Below are 22,348 nucleotides of genomic sequence, written 5' to 3'. Positions count from 1 at the left end.
ACAACGGCGACAACTACACGTTCTACATGATTCCGCAGCCACTCTCGGGCGTGAGCGTGAAGATACACTTCTCCGACGGCTCCACACCCATCACGACCAACCTTTCGGGCACATGGAAGCCCGGCACGACAAAGACCTACGCCCTCTCGCAGAACAATTCCGACTGGCAGTACCAGCTCACCGTAACCTCGCCCGCAGCCATAGCCTACGACCAGACTGCTGCCGGCAACTATACCGTGCAGAGCTATCGTGAAGATCCCGTCAGCCACGTGCAGCAGCCCGTCAAGTGGAAGGTCGTGAGCTATCAGGAGAGCGCTGACGGCGGTCTGACCTGGGGAGCAGAAACGCAGACCAAACCTACATGGCTGACTAACCTGAGCACCGAGAGCGGAGACGGAGGAACGGCGGCCGAGAGCGGCACCGCCACGCTCACAACTGACATCATCGACAAGCTCGCCCCGCGCAACAACGCGCTGAAAACCGCTACGGCGTTAGGCTCCGCCGGCAGTCCCTACGATCTCTCCACCAAGGGTGGAAGCGTGGCTCGCAGCACTGCCAACAGCTATGTCATCTCGGCCCCTGGCCATTACCGCATCCCGCTGGTCTATGGCAACGCCATCACGAACGGCAGCAACAACCCCAGCTCGTACCAGACCTCCGTATCAGGTACTTACGTGCTGCAGCACTTCAAAGACCATGCTGATCAGGATATCACTGACCCTTGGATTACGCAGAGCAACAGCGGCAACAATGCTCCCGACGCTGCCAAGGTAGTATGGGCTGACGAGAGCGGCCTCGTAATCAACCCCACCGTGTCTGGCACTGGCACTAATGCTTTCGTGAACTTCGAGGTGCCCGCCTCCGCCATCAAGAACGGCAATGCCGTCATTGCTGTCACTAAAGGCGGCACCGTGGTGTGGTCTTGGCATCTTTGGTTCGCCCCACAGGACGTGCTCAATACTACCGCAGTGACCAACTTCCAGAACAAAGTCTATAACTTCACCAACGAGACGCTTGGCTGGAAATACACCGTTTGGAATGGTACTACCTATTCCGCTCCCCGCAGCGTCAGGGTGAAGGTGGAGCAGACCGTCGCCAACGGCGGCGTGAAACAGTCTGCCTACATCACCATCACGCAAAACAACGGGGCACTGCGCGAAGGCTATAGCACGCTCTATCAGTTTGGGCGCAAGGATGCCCTGCCCGGTACAGATGCCATTGCACAGGGTAACTATTCTTTCGATAACACCGCTGGTGGCCGTTCCATAGGTTATGCCATCCAACATCCTGAGAATATGTTAAGGTATGCCGGGACTGGAACTTACTCTTATGACTGGTGTAACGCCACTTATTACAACCTCTGGTCGATGGGCAATACTGTAACTGGCTACAACGACAACGCCGTTGTCAAGACCATCTACGACCCCTGTCCCGCTGGTTTCAAGATGCCCGCATCCAACGCCTTCACCGGCTTCACGACCACTGGCAACAATACCAACACGCAATCACAATTCAATATAAACGGTGGATGGGACTACGGTTGGAACTTCAACAACAAAATCAGCAGTCCTGATGCCACCGTATATTTCCCCGCTTCGGGCTATCGCAACTTCAACGACGGTTCGCTGAACAACCTGGGCAACTACGGCAGCTACTGGTCGGTCGTCCCGTACTACACGGATTACGGTTGCTACCTGTACTTATACCAGTGGTACGTGCGCCCGCAGAACGAAAGCGGTCGGTCGTACGGGTTCGCCGCCCGTCCCGTCTCAGAATAATTCGATTGATTTGATTCATTCGGTTTATTTCGGGTGGTGTTAAGATCACCCGAAATCCCTCGCTCTTTGACATACTGACACACCCTATACCATGAAAAAAGGCAGGCATCAAACAATGCCTGCCTCTATGAGTAGTTGGCGAATGGCATTGTCGGAGATGGTGCTCCGGTCCGACTTGTCGTAAAGGGCAAGAAAGCAGACGGTGCCACCGTCGGTCTGGGCCAGCAGTTCCACATGGACAATGACCCTTGCGCCGCCACGCTTGCCGCTCTGCTTCGAGGCGATGGCAAATCTGATTTTGCGGATGCCGCCGCCAAGGTCGGTGCCCTGCAAGGGATCTTGCTGCAACTCACGGGCGAGCCTCGACAGGTCGTCGCGCAGCGAGCGGTATCGCTTGGCGAGCCGCTTGGCATCGCGGTCGAACGACGGAATGGTGCGCAGGCTATAACTCATGGAGCAGTTCTTCTAACGGGCGGGCTTGCAGTGTGCCGGCTTTCAGGTCTTTCAGTTCCGAGAACGCCCGGCGCAGCCTCGCTTCGATTTCTTCGTCGGAGTCGGCCTGCCGTTGCTGTTCTTTCTTACGGTCACGACGTATGCGGCGCAACGCGCGCAGCGCCTGTTCCATCATCGTTTCGTCGCCCACGATATAGCTCAGTTCGCGGTGAATGGCCGCGTCAAGTTGTAGTGTAGTCATTGTTCTGCCTCTTTCTTGTTTATCGATTCATGTTGCAAATATAAGCAAAAAATCGGGAAGTGCAAGTTAGAGCGTGCAAAATTCCATCTACCGATACAGGGTGTGTCATGGCAAGGACTGCTGTCCTGTAACGACTCCCCGGACTCGAAGAAACCTGTTCCCTGCCCATCCAAGGGCTTGGACGGGCGGAAAAAGAGAAAAAATGCGCTTCCAACCCCTTGGAAAGCCAAAAAATGCCACCAGCTGCATTTCCAACCCCTTGAAAAGCGAAAAAAATCCATCGGCTGCACTTCCAACCCCTTGGAAAGCGAAAAAAATCCATCGGCTGCGCTTCCAACCCCTTGGAAAGCGAAAAAAATCCATCGGCTGCGCTTCCAACCCCTTGGAAAAATATTCCACCATAATCTTTCACTTAAACCTTTAGCAAAATGGAAATTAAACCTGTTCAAAAAAGCCAGCTCCACAACATGGAGCACTACCAGTTTGCCGACCGCGTGCTCACACTCTGCAAGGAGGCAAAGACCGAGAAACTCACCGCCGTGCTCAGGCCGCTTGAGGCTGCCGTAGCCGCCGAGGACAAGGCCCTGAACCAGCCACGCACGGAGCCCAACACGCAGAAGATGCGCGAGGCCGACGAGCGGCGCGACAGGTCGTACCAGGCACTGCGGCTCGCCGTGGCCCTGCACCTGCACAGCACGGACGCGGCCACGCTGGCCGCCGCCGAGGCCGTGAACCGCGTGATGGAGGCCTATCCCAACGTCACGGCATCGAACTACGACAAGGAGACGGGGCTCATCCGCAACCTCGTGGCCGACCTGGGCACGGACGACGTGGCACAGCACGTGACGAAGATCGACGCCGACCTGTACGTGAACCGGCTGGAGATGGACAACACGGTGTTCGACAAGCTCTTCCACGCGCAGCTCAAGACGGGCGTGACGGTGGGCGCGTTCGACGTGAAGCAGCTGCGGGCCGCGACAGACCGTGCGCTGTCGGCCGTGCTGCGCCGCGTCGAGGCGCTGGACGAGCTGGAGCCCTCGGCCCCCATCGCCGCGCTCATCACGCAGTACAACAACTTGGTGGACAACCGCCGCACGCTCTTGGCCCACCGCGCGGGCACGTCGCAGACGGCACGCGACCGCCGGCGGGCTGAGCACGAGGCGCATCTGCGGCCGGGTTTCGCCGCGCTGGAGCAGCAGCTGGGGCTTGCGGCCGGCAGCCTGTCGTTCACGGGACGTACTGAGGGGACGGGCACGAAGCGACATTACGAGCTTGCCGTGGCGGGCCAGACCACGCCCGACGGCCAGCCCAAGACCATCTGGGTGGGGCAGAACAAGAACGGCTCCCTCTTTGTGTACGAGAAAGTCGAGGGGTGAAGCACGGCGGATTCAAAAGACAACGGCATTTCGCATGGGTTCAAAAGGCAATGACATGTCGCATGGGTTCAAAAGACAACGATGAACAACAACAAACAACGCTGCGCCACGGTATAAATGTTGTTATCTGTTGTTCCCAGTTGTCTTTGCCAACCCCATCAATGACGGTTGTATGAACAGACACGACCGTGCTGCTGTCCATCCCTTTACACAGACAAGGTAACTACAATACACCCCTATATCATGTTTTTATAATATCTCTTTTTGCGCGGACTGTGTCGTGAGACACGGCCCGCGATTCTTTAGACAGAACAACATATTTGAACATATGGCTGCGCGATGAAAAAGGACACACCGATTCCATACGTGGCGTTCTCCCGCAGATTCCACGCGAGGTATTTTCTCACAGATTGCACAGATTTCACAGATGCTGCGCGATGAATGTGCATACGAGGTTTTGATGTAGGGGCCGGCTCGCACGGCAATATCACACATTAAACCCCATGTACACATTCACCGCGCAGCTATATGTTCAATATGTTGTTCTGTCTAAAACCTCACCGCGCAGCCATATACTCAATATCTTGTTCTGTCTAAAAAATGCACATGCTATATTTTTACTCCGAAAATTTGGAGCATTAAAAAAAATATGATACCTTTGCAATCGCAAATGCCGATATGGCTCAGTTGGTAGAGCAACGCATTCGTAATGCGTAGGTCCTCGGTTCGAGTCCGAGTATCGGCTCCAATATCAAGATTTGAAATTGCGGAATTAGCACATCGGTAGTGCACGGGCTTCCCAAGCCTGGGAGGCGGGTTCGACTCCCGTATTCCGCTCAAATCTGGAAATCAGTAGGTTTAATTGGGGGTTCGACTTGTTTTTACCCTCGCAAATCTTACTTTTAATCGGTATTGATGTGGCTTTTTTAGGCGTATTCAACCGTACCACGCGTATGCCTATGTGTGAGGGATGCTCGCGCATGTATCGGCTGAAGAGCTTGGGTTCTTCGACCACACGATGGCGGATGCTGGAAGCATTGAGCAGATGAAGACCGTCGGCATGCCAGACGGCAATGCCGATATGACTGGTGTCGAGACCTCGTCTGGAAGTGAGGATAACGATGATGTCGCCGTCGTGGATGGTCTGACGCAAGAGTTTGTCATTGGCGAGCTGGCTCTTGGGAATATAAGGGAACCGTTTGCCCGTGATGCTTTTCTCCATCGTGGCAATTTGCGGAATCCAGTCGGGATGTTTCACCAGCATGGGGTAGAGACTGGTGTGTGTAGTCATGTAGTTGGCGCGTACCGTCTGTGTGGCGGTGAACGGCGGATTAGGGCTGTCTATGCAGGTGACGAGATTTTTCCTGCTGTTTTCCTCTATCCATGACGTGAAGTAGTGGAGCCTGTTGGTATAGGCTATTTGGCCGCCACGGTATCTGAGCCGTTGCAGATTGTGGCAAAAGGCCGCAAAGGTGGGTTTGCGCTGGCGTATGCTCAGCGTGAGGGCCGCGACAGTTTCCATGTAGGTGGTGCAGTCGAGCTGCCGAAGATTGACAACGAGCCGCTCGTTGTCGTTTTTCTCCAAAGTCTTGCCCACATAGGGCAGTCCGCAAAGCTGGCGGGCAAAATAGATCATGAAATTGGTGTTGGAATCCAGCCGGGAAGCCTGTCGGAACAGACGCATCACCTTGACAGAGTCGCTGCGCCTGTAATTGGGGATAGAGGCTTTGGCCATCATACCCTGCCCAATCATCATGCTGAAAAGGGCGGAGAAAGAAATGAGGAAGAAACGCTGTTTCATGACAGAAAGAAGAAAGCGGTTATCGTTTGCTAAAGTTGTAGCCCACGTAGAAGTTGACACTGCCAAAGACATTGTTGGTGGAGAAACGGCTCTTACGATAGTTGTAGGCATGGAAGACGGCATTGGTGCCAAAGAACCAACGGGTGTTATTCCAGACGATGCCCAAACGCGTAATGCCATCCACGTTGATATTGTGGAAATCGAAGTCGCGGAAGATTCCTTTGGTGGAACTATTCATATCGGCAATGGTCTGCTTGTAGCTCAAGGCCATCTGCAGAGAGGCATCGAAAAGCCAGTTGTGGGCGAAGACCCAGTTGTAGGCATATCCGCCGGACAGAGAATAGTCGGAATACTTGATATTTGAGAACATGAGCGAGGAATCGACAGCTTCTGGAGCATAGTTGTTGCCAAGACGCTGGGCCAGCAGGTTGTCCAACGATTGCCAGTCGACGCTCAGCTGGTGGCGCGTATAGCCGATTCCGGCAATGGGACTGCCACAGGAACGCCGCTGCACGGTGCTCTGGCTGTAGGCAGCAGGATAGGAGAACTTACGGTGATTGAAAATATAGTAAAGGTTAAAGCCCTTGATGCTGCTGCGGAAACCGTCGAACTCGGCACCACGCATGGCATCGGTGTTGTATTTCTTGCCCAAGAATACGCGGCTGACGCGATAATCGTCGCCCGACTTGCGATAGAACAAATCTACTCCTATCTGGTTGCTGTACAGGCTGAGGTTGAAGTCTTGCTTGTTTTCGCCCCCAAGATGGGTGAGGTCGATGGTGTAGCCCAGAAAAATCCAGCGCCACCCGAAGTAAGGCCCTATCTTGTAAGAGGGTTTCGGGGTAAATACAAATTCCTGACCTTCTGCGTTGCGAAGATGATAAACCTCGTAAGTGTTGGTGTTTTGAAACATCAGCGTGAAATTGTAGTGCTGCGGTTCTACATAGCTGGTGTCTACCCGAGAGAACTCTTTCACAAACTGATAGATGCGGTTCAGGAAAGGGGTGCGCAATTGGTGATGGGACGCCGACAGGCTGTCGACACCGAGGGCACGGACAACTAATGTCGCCAAAAGAGCAACCTCCAGACACATCGCCCGCTGAAATGTGCTCCTGTCCATGGATTAGAATTTGCCCAGAATACGATCCATCACCCAGTTGACGGGCGTGGCACTGATACTGGTACACTTGCACTCACCCAATCCCTGCAAGTGACTGATGACGGAACGAATGATGGGGAGCTGGACGTAGGGCGGATTCTCCACTTGGATGCAGGTATCCCCTTCGTTGGTAATCAGATGGATCGGATCGTAAGTGAATACGGAGAAAGACAGGGTGCCCTTGTCGCCAACTATGGTAACGCGATCTTCCTTGGCACTCTCATGACCTACAAAACACCAGGAGGCACTGCCGGAGATGCCGTTGGCAAATATATAGGCCGCACTGATGGTGTCTTCGGCCTTGTAGAGATGGGCGCGGTTGGTTGGATAGCCATGGGCGCGTATGATAATGCCAAACAAGTCCTGAAGCAGATCCAACTGATGAGGGGCCAAATCGTAGAAATAGCCGCCGCCGGAGATGTCGGGCTGGAGGCGCCAAGGCAGGCTGGCCCTTGTGTTGTAATCAAGATCGCGCGGCGGCACGGAGAACTGAATCTGCACATTGAGCACCTTGCCCAGTTCGCCGGCATTGACAATATCTCTGACACGCTGGAAATAGGGGAGGTAACGCCGGTAGTAGGCTACGAAGCACGGGACTCCGGTCTCTTCGCTGATGCGGTTGACCCGGAGGCAGTCTTCATAGCTGGCAGCCAATGGTTTCTCCACATAGCAGGGTTTGCCTGCCCGCATGGACATAATGGCAAATGTAGCATGGCTGGAGGGTGGAGTGGCTATATAGATGGCATTGACATCCGGATCGTCTATCAGCTGCTGGGCGTCGGTGTACCATTTTCGGATGTGATGACGCTCGGCATAAGACCTTGCCTTGTCTTCACTCCGGCTCATGACCGCCTCTACGTGTGAGCCCTGAACCTCATTGAAAGCTGGCCCCGACTTTTTCTCGGTGACTTCGCCACATCCAATAAATCCCCAACTGATTTCCTTCATTGCAGTATTTGTTAACGCTTTAAAGTTACATGGAGACTAAATCTTGATTTTTATTTTGCTGCCCTTACTTTCGTTGGACATTCTGTCCAGAGCAGTGACGATATAGACGTATCGTTCTTGCCCGTCCTTGTAGGGCAGTTTCATAAAATTCTGCCGGCTGACGCCTACGATGTGCGTCTCCTGTTGCAGATCTATCTTCTCGCCCTTGCCAAAACGATAGACCACATATTGCGTGACCTCATCGCCCCAGTTTTTAGCCTTTCTTCCTTGCCAAAACAAGACCAGACCGTCAGAGGTCTCAACCACTTTCAGTTTTCGCGGTTTCTTTGGGGCCTTGCTGTCGATGAAAGGCATGAGGGGCTGCAAGGCAGGAAACTTCCAATAATTGTTGCGGAGTATGGTGCCGTAATTGCCCACATTGTCCACAACGGCCTTGGCATACCAAAGCACAGTGCCGTTTACATGGCTCATCTGCTGATGCAACCGGTGTTTGGCCGGCAGCTGATGGCTGTCCGGATTTTGCGGGTCGGCGAATTTCACGGTTCGCTCTACGTCTTCGCCAATATAGAGAGGACGGTTGGCAGCGTGCTTGTCCCACCATTTGATGAGTGTGGCATAGTCTGCCGTGGGATGGCCGATCTGCCAATATATTTGAGGCACACAATAGTCCACCCAGCCGTTGTTGACCCAAAGAATAACATCGGCATAAAGGTCGTCATAATTCTGCAAGCCTTTGGTAGCCGAACCATTTGCAGGGTCGGATGAAAGATTGCGGTAGATGCCGAAAGGCGAAATGCCAAACTTCACCCATGGCTTACACTGATGGATGACTTCTGACAACTGCTGCACGAAGAGGCTGACATGATTGCGCCGCCAATCGCCAATGTTGGAAAAGCCTTGACGGTTGCTCTCGTAGTATTGCTGATCGGGGATGGTTTGGCCGGGGGCAGGGTAGGGATAGAAATAGTCGTCGATGTGCAGGCCGTCAATATCGTAACGGCTCACAATGTCCTGAACCACGCGGCAAATGTAGTCGCGGTTCTCTTTCAGTGCCGGATTCAGTATAATCTGATTGTCATAAGAAAAAGTCCGTTCGGGATGCTGCACGGCAACATGGCCGGAGGCCAACTGGGTGGTGCCTTTCGTCTTGGCCCGGTAGGGATTGATCCATGCGTGAATTTCCATGCCGCGCTTGTGGCACTGCTCTGTCATCCATGCCAGCGGATCCCAAAGAGGGTAGGGGGCACGTCCCTGAACTCCGGTCAGGAACCTGCTCCAAGGCTCCAGCCGGCTTTCATAGAGGGCATCGCACTCGGGCCTGACCTGGAAGATGATGGCATTGACGCCGTCTTGCTGCAAGACGTCGAGCTGATGAGTCAGGGTGCGCTGCATTTCGTCGCGCGACATGCCTTGGAACTGTCCGTTGACAGCCTGAATCCAGGCACCCCTGAACTGGCGTTTTTGCGCCTGAACATTTAAAAAACTCGCGAAAATGAAGAGAAAGAGGAAAAATCGTCTCATATCCTTGGTATGGGATGTGTTGTGATGATTTGCCAGAGGCGCATGGGATTTATTCTTCCATCAGATGACCGAAGAAATCATCCAAATCCTTATCCAACCCTTGCATCAAGTCGCCCCCGACAATGACAGTATCGTCGTCGGCCAAATAGAGCTCGGCAAAGCTGTTTTTGTCGTCATCGTCCAGTACGAAACTGAACGGCTTCAGAATGCCGAGATTGTCGACCAACTCGTGATACTTCTTGAGAACAGCGCGCATGGTCAGGGTAACGCTGTCGTAGAAGCGTTCGTCCTTGTTGTCAATCCATTGCTCAACGACACAACGCGTGATCTCCTCATCGTTGTCGTTGAAAGCCAGAAGCTCCCCGCTGTCCTGCGCCACCCGAACATGTATGTCGGTGAGTATGGTGGTGTTGGGACATGCCGGAAACTTCTGGGCTATCTTTCTCAGAAAACGCTCTATCTGCTGAACAGTCTGCTCGGAGGCTTTCATTACTTATTGTTTTTTAATTTGTCTACGTAAGCATCGATGACCGCAACCGCCGTGACATTGACAACGTCGCGCACGCTGGCTTCAAAATCGGTGAAGTGTATGGCCTTGTTGAGTCCCATCTGAATCGGGCCGATGGTCTCCACATCGGGTTCGAGCGACTGTATCAGCTTGTAGCTGCAGTTGGCCGAACTCATGTTGGGGAATACAAGCGCGTTGACATCCTTGCCTTTCAGCCGGGTGAACGGAAACTTGTCATCGCGCAACTCCTTGTTGAGCGCAAAGTTGATCTGCATCTCGCCGTCAATGACCATATCGGGATAATCCTGCTGGAGTTTCTCCACAGCCTGATGAACTTTCTGGGGTGATCCCATGTCGTCCGTGCCGAAATTGGAATAGCTTATCATGGCAATCGCCGGGTCATTATTGAAGAATTTCACGGTGTGCGCGGTCAAACGGGCAATGTCGTAAAGCACGTTCTGGTCGGGGTGGCGGTTGATGAGCGTGTCTGCCAGATAGTAAACGCCTTTCTTGGTGTTGAGGATGTGCATGGTTCCGAACGTGTTGTATTCCGGACGGATGCCAATCACCTCCTTGGCCACCTTGATGGTGTTGCTGTATTTGGTGTAAAGGCCGGTGATAAAGGCGTCGGCATCGCCTTGCTCGACCATGGACATGCCAAAGTAGTTGCGCTCGTACATTTTGTCGTAGGCCTCCTCGAAAGTATAGCCTTGGCGTGCGCGCTTCTCGGCCAGATGCTTGGCATAGGTGGCGCGGCGCCCTTGCTCCTTGTCGGCCCGCATGTCGATAATCTCCACGCCTGTGAGGTCGAGCTTCAGCCGGCTGGCTATGCGGTTCAGCCGGTCGAGGTTGCCCAACAGAATGGGTTGGCAGATGCCCTCCTGGCGGGCCTGCACGGCTGCTTTCATCATCGTGGGGTGCCCGCCCTCGGCAAACACCACCCGCTGGGGATGCAGCGCAGCCGTGGCGTGGAGGGTGCGGGTGAGCTTGGTTTCCTGCCCCAGCATCTGGCGCAGCCGGTCCTTGTAGGCCTCCCAATCGGTGATGGTGGAGCGGGCCACGCCACTCTCGATGGCTGCCTTGGCCACGGCCGCGGAAACACTTGTGATGAGTCGGGGATCCACAGGTTTGGGAATGAAGTATTTCGGGCCGAAACTCAAGTCGTTGACATGATAGACCTCGTTCACAATATCGGGGATGGGCTGCTTGGCCAGGTCGGCAATGGCCTGGACGGCTGCCATCTTCATCTCTTCGTTGATGGCCCGCGCATGCACGTCGAGCGCACCACGGAAAATATAGGGGAAACCGATGACGTTGTTGATCTGGTTGGGATAGTCGGAACGCCCCGTCGACATCAGCACGTCGGGCCGGCTGGCCATGGCATCTTCATAGCTGATTTCGGGAATGGGATTGGCCAGGGCAAACACGATGGGGTTGTCGGCCATGGAGCGAATCATGTCCTGCGTGAGGATGTTGCCTTTGGAAAGACCCACGAAGACGTCGGCACCCTTGATGGCCTCTTCCAGCGTGTGGATGTCGCGGCGGTCGGTAGCAAAAAGTTTCTTCTGTGGGGTCAGGTTGGGACGGTCGGAAGTGATGACCCCCTTGGAGTCGAGCATGACCACATTCTCCGTCTTCAGCCCGAGCGCCACATAGAGCTTGGTGCAGCTGATGGCAGCCGCGCCGGCCCCGTTGACCACAAGCCTGACCTGGGAAATGTCCTTGCCAGCCACTTCGAGCGCATTCTTGAGTCCGGCGGCAGAGATGATGGCCGTGCCGTGCTGGTCGTCGTGCATGACGGGAATGTCGAGGTTCTTCTTCAGCCGTTCCTCTATGTAAAAGCATTCCGGTGCCTTGATGTCTTCCAGGTTGATACCGCCAAAAGAGGGCGCAATCTTTTCCACGGCATCGCAGAATTTCACAGGGTCTTTCTCGTCCACCTCGATGTCGAAAACGTCGATGCCGCCATAAATCTTGAACAGCAGCCCCTTGCCCTCCATGACGGGCTTGCCGCTCATGGCGCCGATGTCGCCCAGGCCCAGAACGGCTGTTCCGTTGGAAATGACAGCCACCAGATTCCCCTTGTCCGTATATTTGTAGACGTCGTCGGGGTTCTTCTGAATCTCCAGACACGGGTAGGCCACGCCCGGAGAATAGGCGAGACTTAGATCCGTTTGTGTTCTGTAAGGCTTTGTCGGCTTTACCTCAATCTTGCCCGGACGCCCCGATTCATGATACTCGAGTGCGGCCTCTTTCGTAATTTTGACCATGGTAATCAAGTTTAAAATCTATCAGATACCTTTTCTGAAGCAGTTGCAAAGATAATAAAAACCCTTAAAACAAAAGTGGTTTTTTCGTTTTTTTGTACCTTTGCACTGTGTTTTTAATGATGCTTTCTTTCTATGTATAAATCAGGCACTCCAACAGAATACAGGCAGCGGCTCAGGCAGCGCATACTCAAGACGGCCATCCGCGAGTTTCAATCCAAGGGAATCAAGGCGGTGAAGATGGACGACATTGCCAATCTGCTGTCCGTCTCCAAGCGCACCGTTTATGAGCTGTACAAGAACAAGGAGCAGCTGCTGATGGAATGCGTCAAGGAGGAGCACTTTGGCTTCGACGCCCACATGGCCACGTATGCCTCCGGGGCCAACCGTCATGTCATCGACATTATCCTGGAGTTCTATCGTTTGCAGATGCGCCACCTGACAGGCATCTCGCCCGTGTATTTCATGGAGCTGCACAAGTTTCCTGAGATCATGGCATGGAAGGAGGGGAGGCATCGGGAGACAGAGGCCAAGGCTCAGCTCTTTTTCCAGCGGGGGATAGCGGAGGGCTATTTCAAGGCCAACGTCAATTACGAGCTCATCTCAAAGGTGGGCAACGGGGCCATGAATTACGTGATGGAGAACCGGCTTTACAAGCAATACGAGTTTAAGGAGATTTTCCGCGACGTGATTATTCTGTTTATCCGCGGATTCTGCACGTTGGAGGGAATCCGTGAGCTGGACCGCCAGATCGAAGAGATGAAACGACAAAGGAATGGTCGGGAGGCTTTCGTGGGGCCCACGAAACGACAAAGGAATGGTCGGGAGGCTTTCGTGGGGCCCACTAAACGCCAAAGGAATGGTCGGGAGGCCTTCGTGGGCCCCACTAAACGCCCAAGGAATGTCCGGGAGGCTTTCGTGGGGCCCACGAAACGCCAAAGGAATGTCCGGGAGGCTTTCGTGGGGCCCACTAAACGCCCAAGGAATGTCCGGGAGGCTTTCGTGGGGCCCACGAAACGCCAAAGGAATGGTCGGGAAGCCTTCGTGGGCCCCACTAAACGCCAAAGGAAAGGAATGTATAAATTGAATATAGGGACATACACACGGTGTATGTCCCTATATGTTGGAAAAAGCCTCGAACCCTTTATCTGGTGTATAGGAATCGCTTGATCGACCGCTTGGGGGTCTTCTCGAATTCTTCCTCATGGATTTCGATGGACGAAAGATGGCAGTAGGCCGGCAGGACGGTGTTGATTTGCTTGCGGTTCTGCTCCATGATGTCTTTCAGGTCCTCATTGTTGAATCCCATCTGCTTGGCAGCATCGTAGTCGGGGAACACCAGTCCCACCAGCTTGTCGCCATCCTGGATGACCACACTCTCGGTGACCATGGTCATGGAGTTGAGCTTGTCTTCGATCTCTTCCGGGTAGATGTTCTGCCCGTTCGAGCCCAGCAGCATGTTCTTGGAGCGGCCTTTGATGAAGACATTGCCGTCGGCATCCATCGTGCCGAGGTCGCCCGTGTGGAACCAGCCGTCCTTGTCGATGGCTGCCTCGGTGGCTTCCTCATTCTTGTAATAGCCGAGCATCACGTTGGGGCCCTTGGCCAATATCTCGCCGGGCACCCTTGCGGGGTCTTCGCTCGCAATCTTCACCTGCATGTGCAGGGCAGCCCTGCCGCAGGACGTGGGTACGAACGAGGCGTGGTCGGCATAGCAGATGATGGGTGCGCACTCCGTTGCCCCGTAGCCCACGGTGTAGCGGAATCCGATTTGGTGCAGGAATGTCTCGACTTCCTGGCTGAACGCCGCGCCGCCGATGATGACCTCGTAGAAGTTGCCACCGAAAGCTTTCGACACTTGCTCGCAAATCTTCTCGTACACCCGCTTGTTGATGCCCGGCATCTTCAGCAGGATGCGAATCTTGGTGTCCTGCATCTTCGGGAACACCTTTTTCTTGATGATCTTTTCGATAATCAGAGGTACGGAAATGATGATTTTGGGCTTCACCTCGGCAAAGGCCTGGGCAATGATGGCCGGCGAGGGGATGCGCGTCAGGTAGTAGATGTGGCAGCCCTTGATGAACTCGAACAGGAACTCGAAAGCCATGCCGTACATGTGGGCCATCGGCAGGATGCTGATGACACTGTCTTCGGCATGAATTTGGGTGCCCAGCACGTGTTCGGCAAAGTCGGCGTTGCTCCACAGGGCACGGTAGGGAATCATCACGCCCTTGGAAAAGCCCGTCGTACCGCTGGTATAGTTGATGAGGGCCAGCTCGTTTGGGTTTTCCTCCACATAATAGTTCACATGCTCCTTGCGGAAATACTTGGGAAACTTCTTGCCGAAGATTTCGTTCAGATGCTCGCGGGCGTAAGTCAGTTTGTCCGTGCGCGACAGCACCAGCGAGTAGTCCGGAATGTAGATGATGCCCTCCAGTTTGGGCATCTTGGTGGCGTCTATCTCCGTGGCGACCACGTCGCCCACGAACAACAGCTTGGCGTCGGAATGGTTGACGATGTTGTGAATCTGGTCGGCCGTAAACTCATGCAGGATGGGCACGGCTATGGCACCATAGGTGAGCACGGCCAGGAAAGCGGCGGCCCACGCGGCGCTGTTCCGGCCGGCCAGGGCAATCTTGTCTCCTTTCTGCACCCCGGAGTTTTCAAACATGATGTGCAGCTTCTCTATCTTGCGTGCCACGTCATGATACTGCAGGGTTGCTCCCTTAAAGTCGGTGAGGGCGTCTCGCTCCCAGTTTTCCACAATACTTTTTTGTATCAGCCGGTTGAAGCTCGGAATATTCTCCATATTTCTCCTCATTAATGAAATTCTTGGGTCTCTTGATTTCTCTACTGGTGGAGCGCTATACTGCGTTCTGATAGAGATAACGCTTGATGGATTTCTTGGGTGTTTTCTCAAACTCTTTGTCGTGCAGCTTAATTTCACTGATTTTGCAAAACGAGGGAAGCTGAAGATTGAGATTCTTTCGGTTCTCCTCCATGATGCTGTTCAGGTCTTCGTCAGTAAATCCCAACGCATGCACCTCGTCCATGTCCGGATGGACGAGGCCCACGAGCTTGTCTCCCTTTTGCAGAATCAGGCTCTCGCTGACCATGGCCATCGAGTTCAGTTTGTCCTCGATTTCTTCGGGATACACATTCTGCCCGTTGGCTCCCAGAAGCATGTTCTTGATTCTGCCCAGGATAAACACGTGTCCGTCCTGGCTCATCTTGGCCAGGTCGCCGGTGTGGAACCATCCGTTCTCGTCGATGACGGATTGGGTGGCCTGTTCGTTTTTGTAATAGCCGTGCATGACATTCAGCCCGCGCGTAACAATTTCGCCGGCAACATTGGCCGGGTCGGGGCTTAATATCTTGACTTCCATGTGCTTCACCGCAGTGCCGCAGGAGCCCGGAACAAAGTCGGTATGGTCCGAAAAAGTAATCATGGGCCCCGTCTCCGTCGTGCCGTAGCCCACGGTGACCGGAAAGTTGATGCTTGTAAAGAACTGCTCTATCTCCTTGCTGAAGCTGGCGCCGCCTATCATGATTTCGTAGGCATTGCCCCCCATGACATCCAAAACCATCTGATGCAGACGCTCCTTCACTTTCTTGTTGATTCCCGGCATCTTCAGCAAGAGACGCACGCGGGTGTTGTTGACGATGGGGAATATCTTCTTCCGCACAATCTTTTCTATAATCAGAGGTACGGAGACGATGATGCTGGGATGTATTTCGGCAAAGGCTTCCTGAATAATGGACGGGCTCGGCAGACGGGTCAGGAAAAAGAGATGGTTGCCCATGCAGAACTGCAACAGGAACTCGCAGCTCAAGCCGTACATGTGAGCCATGGGCAGGATGGCCAGCACGTCGCTGTTCTTTTTGAGCTTGCTTCCTATGGCTTCCATCAGGTAGTCCATATTGCTCCACAGCGCGCGATAGGGTAGCATGACACCCTTCGAGAAGCCGGTGGTTCCGCTCGTGTAGTTAATCATGGCCAGCCCCTCGGGGTCGTCCTGATAATAGTGAACGTGCTCCTGTCTGAAGTATTTGGGATACTTGTGCCCGAACATTTCATTGAGGTGTTCCCGCGCATAGGACAGTCTTTCTGAACGACTGACAATCAAGGAAGCATCAGGCAGATAGACAATGCCCTCCAGATTTGGCATTTGTTCCGAATCGATGGAGGTGGCCACGACATCGCCCACAAACAGCAGTTTGGAATCAGAGTGGTTGACGATGTTGTATATCTGGTCGGGGGTGAATTCGTGCTGTATGGGTACAATGACCGCTCCGTAGGTTACGGCTGCCAAAAAGGCGCATGCCCACATGGAACTGTTTCGGCCGCAGATGGCAATCTTGTCGCCTTGTTTGATACCCGAGTGCTCGAACATGATATGCAATTTCTCTATCTTGCGGGCGACGTCGTGATATTGCAGGGTTGCACCTTTATAGTCGGTAAGCGCATCTTTCTCCCAATGGTTTACAATTGTTTTTTCGATGAGAGAATTGAAACTGGGTATATTATCCATTGCACAAAATTCTAATTATTGTGCAAAGGTACAACGTAAAATGCACAATCCCAAAAATAATGTGCAGTTTTTTGCCCCGAAGCCGAAAATCACTCGTAGTGCATGCTTGCTGCCGGATAGATGCGCGAAACGATAAAACTTGGCACGACCAGCACGAGTACGCAAATCAGCAGCGTGCCGACATTCAGCAACAATAACAGGGGAATGTTCACTTCAATGGGCACGGTGCTGACATAGTAGGTGGCTGCATCCAGCTTGACGATACCTGTCCACTTTTGGAGTAGGGAGAGCCCCACGCCTATCAGATTGCCAACGATGAGACCGCGGCCGATGATGAACGTTGCCAGCCAGAGGAATATGTGTCGAATGGTTCTGTTGCGGGCGCCCAATGCCTTCAGAATCCCAATCATTGCGGTTCGTTCCAAAATAATGATGAGAAGCCCGGATACCATTGTAACCCCGGCTACGGCGATCATGAGCGCCAGAATAATCCAAACGTTCATGTCCAGCAAGTCGAGCCAGTTGAATATCTGCGGATTTGTGTCGCGGATGGTTTGCGAGGTATAAGTCTCTCCGTTGTGGTCTGCGGTACGATTGATTTTCTGTATGAAATGCTCTTCCGTCTGGTCCAATAGTCCAAAGTCTGCAACCGTTATTTCTGCACCGGAAGCCTGGTCGGGTTCCCACCCGTTTAATTTGACTGCAGTATACAGGTCTGTAAAGCAAATGCTTTCATCATATTGGGCAAGATTGGTTTCATAAATTCCTCGGATGGTGAACCTGCGCATGCGCACTCCGCCTTTCCCGATGAAATAGGCAAAGATTTGTTGACCTCTCTTCAAGCGCAGTTTGTTGGCCATATACTGGGACACGACAAGCTGATTGCTTGATTTTTGATCGGAAAACTGCGGGACGCTCCCGCTTATGAGGTTTCGATGTAAAAAGGTAGAATCAAACTCCGGCCCAACCCCTTTGAACATAACCCCGAGAAAGTCCGAGTCGGTCTTGAGGATTCCTTGTGTGTAGGCGTATCGTTCAACGTGTTTCACTCCCGGTATATCCCTGATGACGTGCAGCATGGAGTCGTCTATCACGATGGGAGAGGGGGTTGCCGACATTTGCGCCATGAAATTAGTAACTTGAATGTGCGCCCCAAAGCCTATTACCTTGTTTCTAATGGTGTGTTTGAATCCCAATATCACAAATACCGAGATAATCATAACCGCCAACCCTATAGCAACTCCAACGGTTGCTATAGTAATGGCTGGTCCGGGTGTTTTGTTTCCTTCGGATTTCTCTTGGTGTATCCGTCTGGCTATCAAAAAGGGGACATCCATGGCTTTAGTCAGTTCTTCCTGGATATGTTTCCAATGCTTTGCGCAGCACCAAAAGCGCACGTTCCAAATCCTTGCGTTTCAGCACATAGGCAATTCTCACCTGATTGATTCCCGCACCGGGCGTAGTATAGAATCCGGCTGCGGGTGCCATCATCACCGTCTCGCCTTCGTAGCTGAATTCCTCCAAACACCATCTGCAAAAGTTTTCTGCATCATCCACCGGCAACTGTGCCACGGTATAGAATGCGCCCATGGGAATAGGGGAGTAAACGCCCGGAATCCGATTAAGTCCGTCTATCAGGCATTTGCGTCGTTCTACATATTCGTCATAGACATCGCGATAGTATTCTTCCGGGGCATCCAGCGAGGCTTCTGCAACAATCTGTCCAATCAACGGCGGCGACAGACGCGCCTGACAGAATTTCATCACGGCTTTTCGTATTTCCGAATTCCGTGTAATCAAAGCGCCGATACGGATGCCACATTCAGAATACCGTTTGGAAACAGAATCGATGAGCACCACATTTTGCTCAATGCCTTTCAAGTGCATGGCACTAATGTAAGGACTTCCCGTGTAGATGTATTCTCGGTACACCTCGTCGGAGAAAAGATAAAGGTCGTATTTGGCTACCAAATCACGAATCTGATTCATTTCCCGTCGGGTATAGAGGTAGCCGGTAGGATTGTTTGGATTACATATCATAATGGCCCGCGTACGCTCATTGATGAGTTCCTCAAACTTTTCTACTTTGGGCAACGAGAAGCCTTCCTCTATAGTTGTAGCAATTGTGCGTATCTTGGCACCTGCAGAGATGGCAAAGGCCATATAGTTGGCGTAAGCCGGTTCTGGTACGATAATCTCGTCACCAGGATTAAGGCAACTCATAAAGGCAAACAAGACAGCCTCCGAACCGCCTGAGGTAATGATTATGTCATCGGGACTAATATGGATGTTATATTTCTCGTAATATCCAACGAGCTTCTTGCGGTAAGACAAATAACCCTGTGATGGCGAGTATTCCAATACTTTCCGATCAATATGCTTCAGAGCATCCAAAGCAACTTGCGGAGTCGGTAAATCTGGCTGTCCAATATTCAAGTGATATACTTTTGTACCACGTTCTTTAGCTGCAGCAGCAAGAGGAGCCAGTTTCCGAATTGGTGACTCCGGCATTTCCAGTCCGCGAACTGATATTTCAGGCATGTTTATTTTCAGTTTATATGTTGTCCTTAAAATTCACAGGATGCAAAATTAGACTTTTTTCCCGACCCAGCCAATAAATTTTATGTAATATGGGGGTGCTTCCTGTTATTTATCATAACGGCCATTATAATGCAAAAACAGATATATTGATGCAAGGGACTATGGATAGCCATTACAACGAGGCTGCCCGGACACGGCTCAACGTCTCTGGTGTCATCTGCAGATAGCTGGCAATATAGACAAGCGGCGCGCGAAGAACCACTTGTGGTTTGAGCTTGCACAATCTAAGATAACGGTTTTGTGCCGTCTCAAATCGTACCAAATCAGCATGTACCTGTGAAATAATCAAGCTTTCTTCTAATATTTTTCGATAGAGAATCTGGATATTTACATTGTGCAGTGCAACTTGTTCAAGTTTACGTTTGGGCAGACAAAACACGGTTGTTGGTTCGAGGGCCTCTGCTTGCAAATGTGTAGGCTCGTCCTTGAAAAGACTTTCTATACACATGAATATCTCGCCATCGGAACCGATGTGCTCTGTAAGCTCCTTTTCATTCTTATAATAAAACTGCCTAATAAGTCCTTTTTCAATATAGTAGATGTCCTCACAGACCGCACCTTCTGCCAAAATGGTTTCTCCCTTGGCAAATTTTCGAGGAACCAAGACACTCTCAAGAATGTCCAGTTCTTCATGAGTCATGGTACTGTATTTTCGAGCCAATTCCCGCGCAATGTCTCGTGTCGTGTTCTGTAACTCTTTCATGTTTATACCTCCCTTATAATAACCCTTGTCGGATAGTTTGTTATAATTGTTCTAATCCAGTTTCAGTACAGCTAAGAATGCTTTTTGAGGCACCTGCACATTACCTATTTGCTTCATACGTTTCTTGCCTTTCTTCTGTTTCTCCAATAATTTTCGTTTACGGCTAACATCGCCTCCATAGCATTTAGCCAATACATCCTTACGGACCTGCTTCACCGTCTCACGCGCAACAATTTTAGAACCGATAGCAGCTTGGATGGCAATGTCAAACTGTTGTCTGGGAATCAGATCCTTCAACTTCTCGCACATTCTTCGCCCCAATGTCACGGCATTATCCTGATGAGCCAGCGTAGAGAGAGCATCAACGGGTTCTCCATTGAGCAAGATGTCCAAGCGAGCCAATTTAGAGGGCCTAAAGCTGTCAATATGGTAATCGAATGAAGCATAGCCCTTGGAAATGGATTTCAGTTTGTCGTAGAAATCAATCACGATTTCGCCCAATGGAATCATGAAACGCAACTCTATCCGATTGCCTGACACATACTGTTGGTCTATCAGTTCTCCACGTTTGTCGATACATAGTTTCATAATCATACCGATATAATCGGCCGAAGTTATGATGCTAGCCTTAATGTAAGGCTCCTCAATATGATCAATAGCCGTAGGATCTGGCAATCCGCTTGGATTATGCACCTCTTTCACCTCTCCATGCTTATCATACACCATGTACGACACGTTGGGCACGGTAGTAATCACCTCGGTATTGAACTCACGGCCAAGTCGCTCTTGTACAATTTCCATGTGCAGTAGTCCCAAAAAGCCACAACGAAATCCGAAGCCAAGTGCCTGGGATGATTCTGGTTGGAACGTCAGCGAGGCATCGTTGAGTTGGAGCTTTTCCAGCGATGTCCGTAAGTTTTCGTATTCATTAGGATCAATGGGATAAACCCCAGCAAAAACCATTGGCTTTACTTCTTGGAATCCTTCAATGGCTTTCTCGCACGGAGCATTTTCATGTGTGATGGTATCACCCACTTTGACTTCTGTTGCATTCTTGATGCCTGATATGATATAGCCCACTTCGCCTGTCGAGAGCTTTTCCCTTGGTTCCATGTCTATTTTCAGCACCCCTACTTCATCGGCCGTATATTCCATACCCGTCTGTACAAACTTCACCTTGTCGCCTTGACGAATGCAACCGTTCTCTATCTTGCATAGAACGATGATGCCTCGAAACGAGTTGAATATGGAGTCAAAGATAAGTGCCTGTAACGGTTTGTTCGCATCTCCCTTGGGTGGACGAATGCGCTCTACTACTGCTTTAAGAATGTCTTCCACCCCCTCGCCCGTTTTTCCGCTGGCCCGTATAATGTCAGACGGGTCGCAGCCTATCAAGTCTACAATCTCGTCTTCAACCTCTTCAGGCATGGCATTGGGCATGTCTATCTTGTTGATGACAGGAACAATTTCCAAATCATGGTCAATGGCCATATATAAATTAGAAATGGTCTGAGCCTGAACGCCTTGCGTTGCGTCCACCACCAATAATGCCCCCTCGCAGGCTGCAATGCTGCGCGACACCTCATAGCTGAAGTCAACGTGGCCCGGGGTATCAATTAAGTTTAGGATGTATTGTTCGCCGTTGAGTCCATAGGTCATCTGAATGGCATGGCTCTTGATGGTAATACCCCGTTCACGCTCCAAATCCATGTTGTCCAACATTTGATTCTCCGTGATTTGGATTGTATGGGTATATTCCAACATTCTGTCAGCCAATGTCGACTTGCCATGATCTATATGTGCAATAATACAAAAATTCCTTATATGTTCCATAAAGTGTTCTTTTCTTATCGGGCAAAGGTACGAAAAAGATGGCATATAGCGGAATTCAATTCGTCTTTTTTTATTAACTTTGCAACCATCTTATCGAATTCTAAAATGAATAAAAAGTGCTTTTTCCAGATGGCTGTGACCGGAATGATGGCTATGCTGGCATTTATTTCCTGTCACCATGAGACATTAGAGGATCGGGCCGAAAAAGAGGCATACGATTATACCAAGCGCTACTGCCCTACCCCTATCAAGGATTTTCAGCACACAGACAGTGTCACTTTCACTCGTCAGAATCGAACCTTTAATTATTATTATGTTCTTTCAGGAAAGGCAGATCAAACTCAGTTGATTGATAAGCTACGCCCCAAACTCCGTGCAGCACTACTCGATGAACTGATTGACAACACGGGGAGTCAGGTTTACAAGGAGGCCGGATTCTGCTTCCATTACATCTTTCGGTCGGCCAAGACAGGCAAGATTCTGTACGAAGAATCCTTTACTCCCAAGGATTACCGAACAAAGATGCACCCCACAGACTGACAAGCCACAAACAATAAAGTCCCGAAACTTTCATTTACAAGTTTCGGGACTTCTTTCTTTGTTTATCTTGAAGACATGGAGAGGGAG

Annotated in this window: 17 protein-coding genes, 2 tRNA genes and 2 pseudogenes; 6 read left to right on the top strand and 15 right to left on the bottom strand. The window is 51.6% G+C overall.

All coding sequences use genetic code 11. The features are described 5' to 3' along the window. Positions 1–1,778 (top strand): annotated as a pseudogene (locus L888_RS14740) (fimbrillin family protein); the annotation flags it as partial. A 108-nt stretch (positions 1,779–1,886) separates the two neighbouring features. On the opposite strand, the gene L888_RS0113245 reads toward L888_RS14740, so the two are convergent. The 3 genes from L888_RS0113245 to L888_RS0113235 all read right to left on the bottom strand — a co-directional run bounded on the left by L888_RS0113245 (position 1,887) and on the right by L888_RS0113235 (position 2,874). Next, positions 1,887–2,231: a type II toxin-antitoxin system RelE/ParE family toxin gene (locus tag L888_RS0113245; RefSeq protein ID WP_027953240.1), complete on the bottom strand. Its 345-nt coding sequence runs from the start codon at positions 2,229–2,231 to the stop codon at positions 1,887–1,889. After that, a complete protein-coding gene (locus L888_RS0113240) occupies positions 2,221–2,472 on the bottom strand; it encodes a hypothetical protein (RefSeq protein ID WP_005843615.1) in 252 nt (83 codons plus the stop codon). The genes L888_RS0113245 and L888_RS0113240 overlap by 11 nt, the downstream gene beginning before the upstream one ends. Before the next feature lie 105 nt (positions 2,473–2,577). Beyond that, the gene (locus L888_RS0113235; protein ID WP_027953239.1) at positions 2,578–2,874 is read right to left on the bottom strand and encodes a hypothetical protein; all 297 of its coding nucleotides are present in this window, start codon (positions 2,872–2,874) and stop codon (positions 2,578–2,580) included. A gap of 26 nt (positions 2,875–2,900) precedes the next feature. Between L888_RS0113235 and L888_RS0113230 the strand changes: the two genes are divergently transcribed. The 3 genes from L888_RS0113230 to L888_RS0113220 all read left to right on the top strand — a co-directional run bounded on the left by L888_RS0113230 (position 2,901) and on the right by L888_RS0113220 (position 4,685). Next, positions 2,901–3,848 (top strand): DUF6261 family protein, encoded by a 948-nt coding sequence (locus L888_RS0113230; RefSeq protein WP_027953238.1) that lies wholly within the window; start codon positions 2,901–2,903, stop codon positions 3,846–3,848. Between the two features lie 672 nt (positions 3,849–4,520). Beyond that, positions 4,521–4,596, top strand: a tRNA-Thr gene (locus tag L888_RS0113225). A gap of 18 nt (positions 4,597–4,614) precedes the next feature. After that, positions 4,615–4,685, top strand: a tRNA-Gly gene (locus tag L888_RS0113220). A 190-nt stretch (positions 4,686–4,875) separates the two neighbouring features. On the opposite strand, the pseudogene L888_RS13875 reads toward L888_RS0113220, so the two are convergent. The 6 genes and pseudogenes from L888_RS13875 to L888_RS0113185 form a co-directional block, all read right to left on the bottom strand. After that, positions 4,876–5,484, bottom strand: a pseudogene (locus L888_RS13875) (N-acetylmuramoyl-L-alanine amidase-like domain-containing protein); the annotation flags it as partial. A gap of 184 nt (positions 5,485–5,668) precedes the next feature. Beyond that, positions 5,669–6,769: a DUF4421 domain-containing protein gene (locus tag L888_RS0113205; RefSeq protein ID WP_027953235.1), complete on the bottom strand. Its 1,101-nt coding sequence runs from the start codon at positions 6,767–6,769 to the stop codon at positions 5,669–5,671. 3 nt (positions 6,770–6,772) lie between these two features. Then, positions 6,773–7,756, bottom strand: coding sequence for a Gfo/Idh/MocA family protein (locus tag L888_RS0113200; protein WP_027953234.1), 984 nt, complete (start codon positions 7,754–7,756; stop codon positions 6,773–6,775). Positions 7,757–7,792: 36 nt separating this feature from the next. Next, a complete protein-coding gene (locus L888_RS0113195; RefSeq protein WP_027953233.1) occupies positions 7,793–9,277 on the bottom strand; it encodes a glycoside hydrolase family 10 protein in 1,485 nt (494 codons plus the stop codon). Between the two features lie 49 nt (positions 9,278–9,326). Then, positions 9,327–9,767 carry a hypothetical protein gene (locus L888_RS0113190; RefSeq protein WP_027953232.1) on the bottom strand — a complete coding sequence of 147 codons (441 nt, stop codon included), beginning with the start codon at positions 9,765–9,767 and terminating at the stop codon, positions 9,327–9,329. Beyond that, complete coding sequence (locus L888_RS0113185) at positions 9,767–12,055, bottom strand: NADP-dependent malic enzyme (RefSeq protein WP_027953231.1); 2,289 nt, start codon at positions 12,053–12,055, stop codon at positions 9,767–9,769. The genes L888_RS0113190 and L888_RS0113185 overlap by 1 nt, the downstream gene beginning before the upstream one ends. A gap of 132 nt (positions 12,056–12,187) precedes the next feature. Between L888_RS0113185 and L888_RS14990 the strand changes: the two genes are divergently transcribed. Further along, the gene (locus tag L888_RS14990; RefSeq protein WP_245594896.1) at positions 12,188–13,222 is read left to right on the top strand and encodes a TetR/AcrR family transcriptional regulator; all 1,035 of its coding nucleotides are present in this window, start codon (positions 12,188–12,190) and stop codon (positions 13,220–13,222) included. Here the strand turns inward: L888_RS14990 and L888_RS0113175 are convergent. From L888_RS0113175 to lepA, 6 genes are all read right to left on the bottom strand, one after another. Then, on the bottom strand, positions 13,197–14,861 hold the full coding sequence (locus L888_RS0113175; RefSeq protein ID WP_005843591.1) for an AMP-binding protein: 1,665 nt from the start codon (positions 14,859–14,861) through the stop codon (positions 13,197–13,199). The two genes, L888_RS14990 and L888_RS0113175, sit on opposite strands and share 26 nt — an antisense overlap. Before the next feature lie 55 nt (positions 14,862–14,916). Then, positions 14,917–16,584, bottom strand: a complete 1,668-nt coding sequence (locus tag L888_RS0113170; protein WP_027953230.1) for an AMP-binding protein — start codon at positions 16,582–16,584, stop codon at positions 14,917–14,919. 89 nt (positions 16,585–16,673) lie between these two features. Next, positions 16,674–17,921, bottom strand: a complete 1,248-nt coding sequence (locus L888_RS0113165) for an ABC transporter permease (protein WP_027953229.1) — start codon at positions 17,919–17,921, stop codon at positions 16,674–16,676. Positions 17,922–17,925: 4 nt separating this feature from the next. Next, positions 17,926–19,125 (bottom strand): pyridoxal phosphate-dependent aminotransferase, encoded by a 1,200-nt coding sequence (locus tag L888_RS0113160; RefSeq protein WP_005843585.1) that lies wholly within the window; start codon positions 19,123–19,125, stop codon positions 17,926–17,928. Positions 19,126–19,297: 172 nt separating this feature from the next. After that, positions 19,298–19,888, bottom strand: coding sequence for a Crp/Fnr family transcriptional regulator (locus tag L888_RS0113155; RefSeq protein WP_005843583.1), 591 nt, complete (start codon positions 19,886–19,888; stop codon positions 19,298–19,300). A 51-nt stretch (positions 19,889–19,939) separates the two neighbouring features. After that, positions 19,940–21,721 carry a translation elongation factor 4 gene (gene lepA / locus L888_RS0113150; RefSeq protein WP_005843581.1) on the bottom strand — a complete coding sequence of 594 codons (1,782 nt, stop codon included), beginning with the start codon at positions 21,719–21,721 and terminating at the stop codon, positions 19,940–19,942. Here lepA and L888_RS0113145 point away from each other — a divergent pair. After that, positions 21,713–22,261: a hypothetical protein gene (locus L888_RS0113145; RefSeq protein WP_245594895.1), complete on the top strand. Its 549-nt coding sequence runs from the start codon at positions 21,713–21,715 to the stop codon at positions 22,259–22,261. The genes lepA and L888_RS0113145 overlap by 9 nt on opposite strands. Positions 22,262–22,348: the final 87 nt, after the last annotated feature.

The organism is Hallella seregens ATCC 51272 (assembly GCF_000518545.1).
GTDB classification, from domain to species: domain Bacteria; phylum Bacteroidota; class Bacteroidia; order Bacteroidales; family Bacteroidaceae; genus Prevotella; species Prevotella seregens.
Note: the sequence above shows the minus strand (reverse complement) of the source record. Positions and strands in the feature narration are given on the sequence as shown.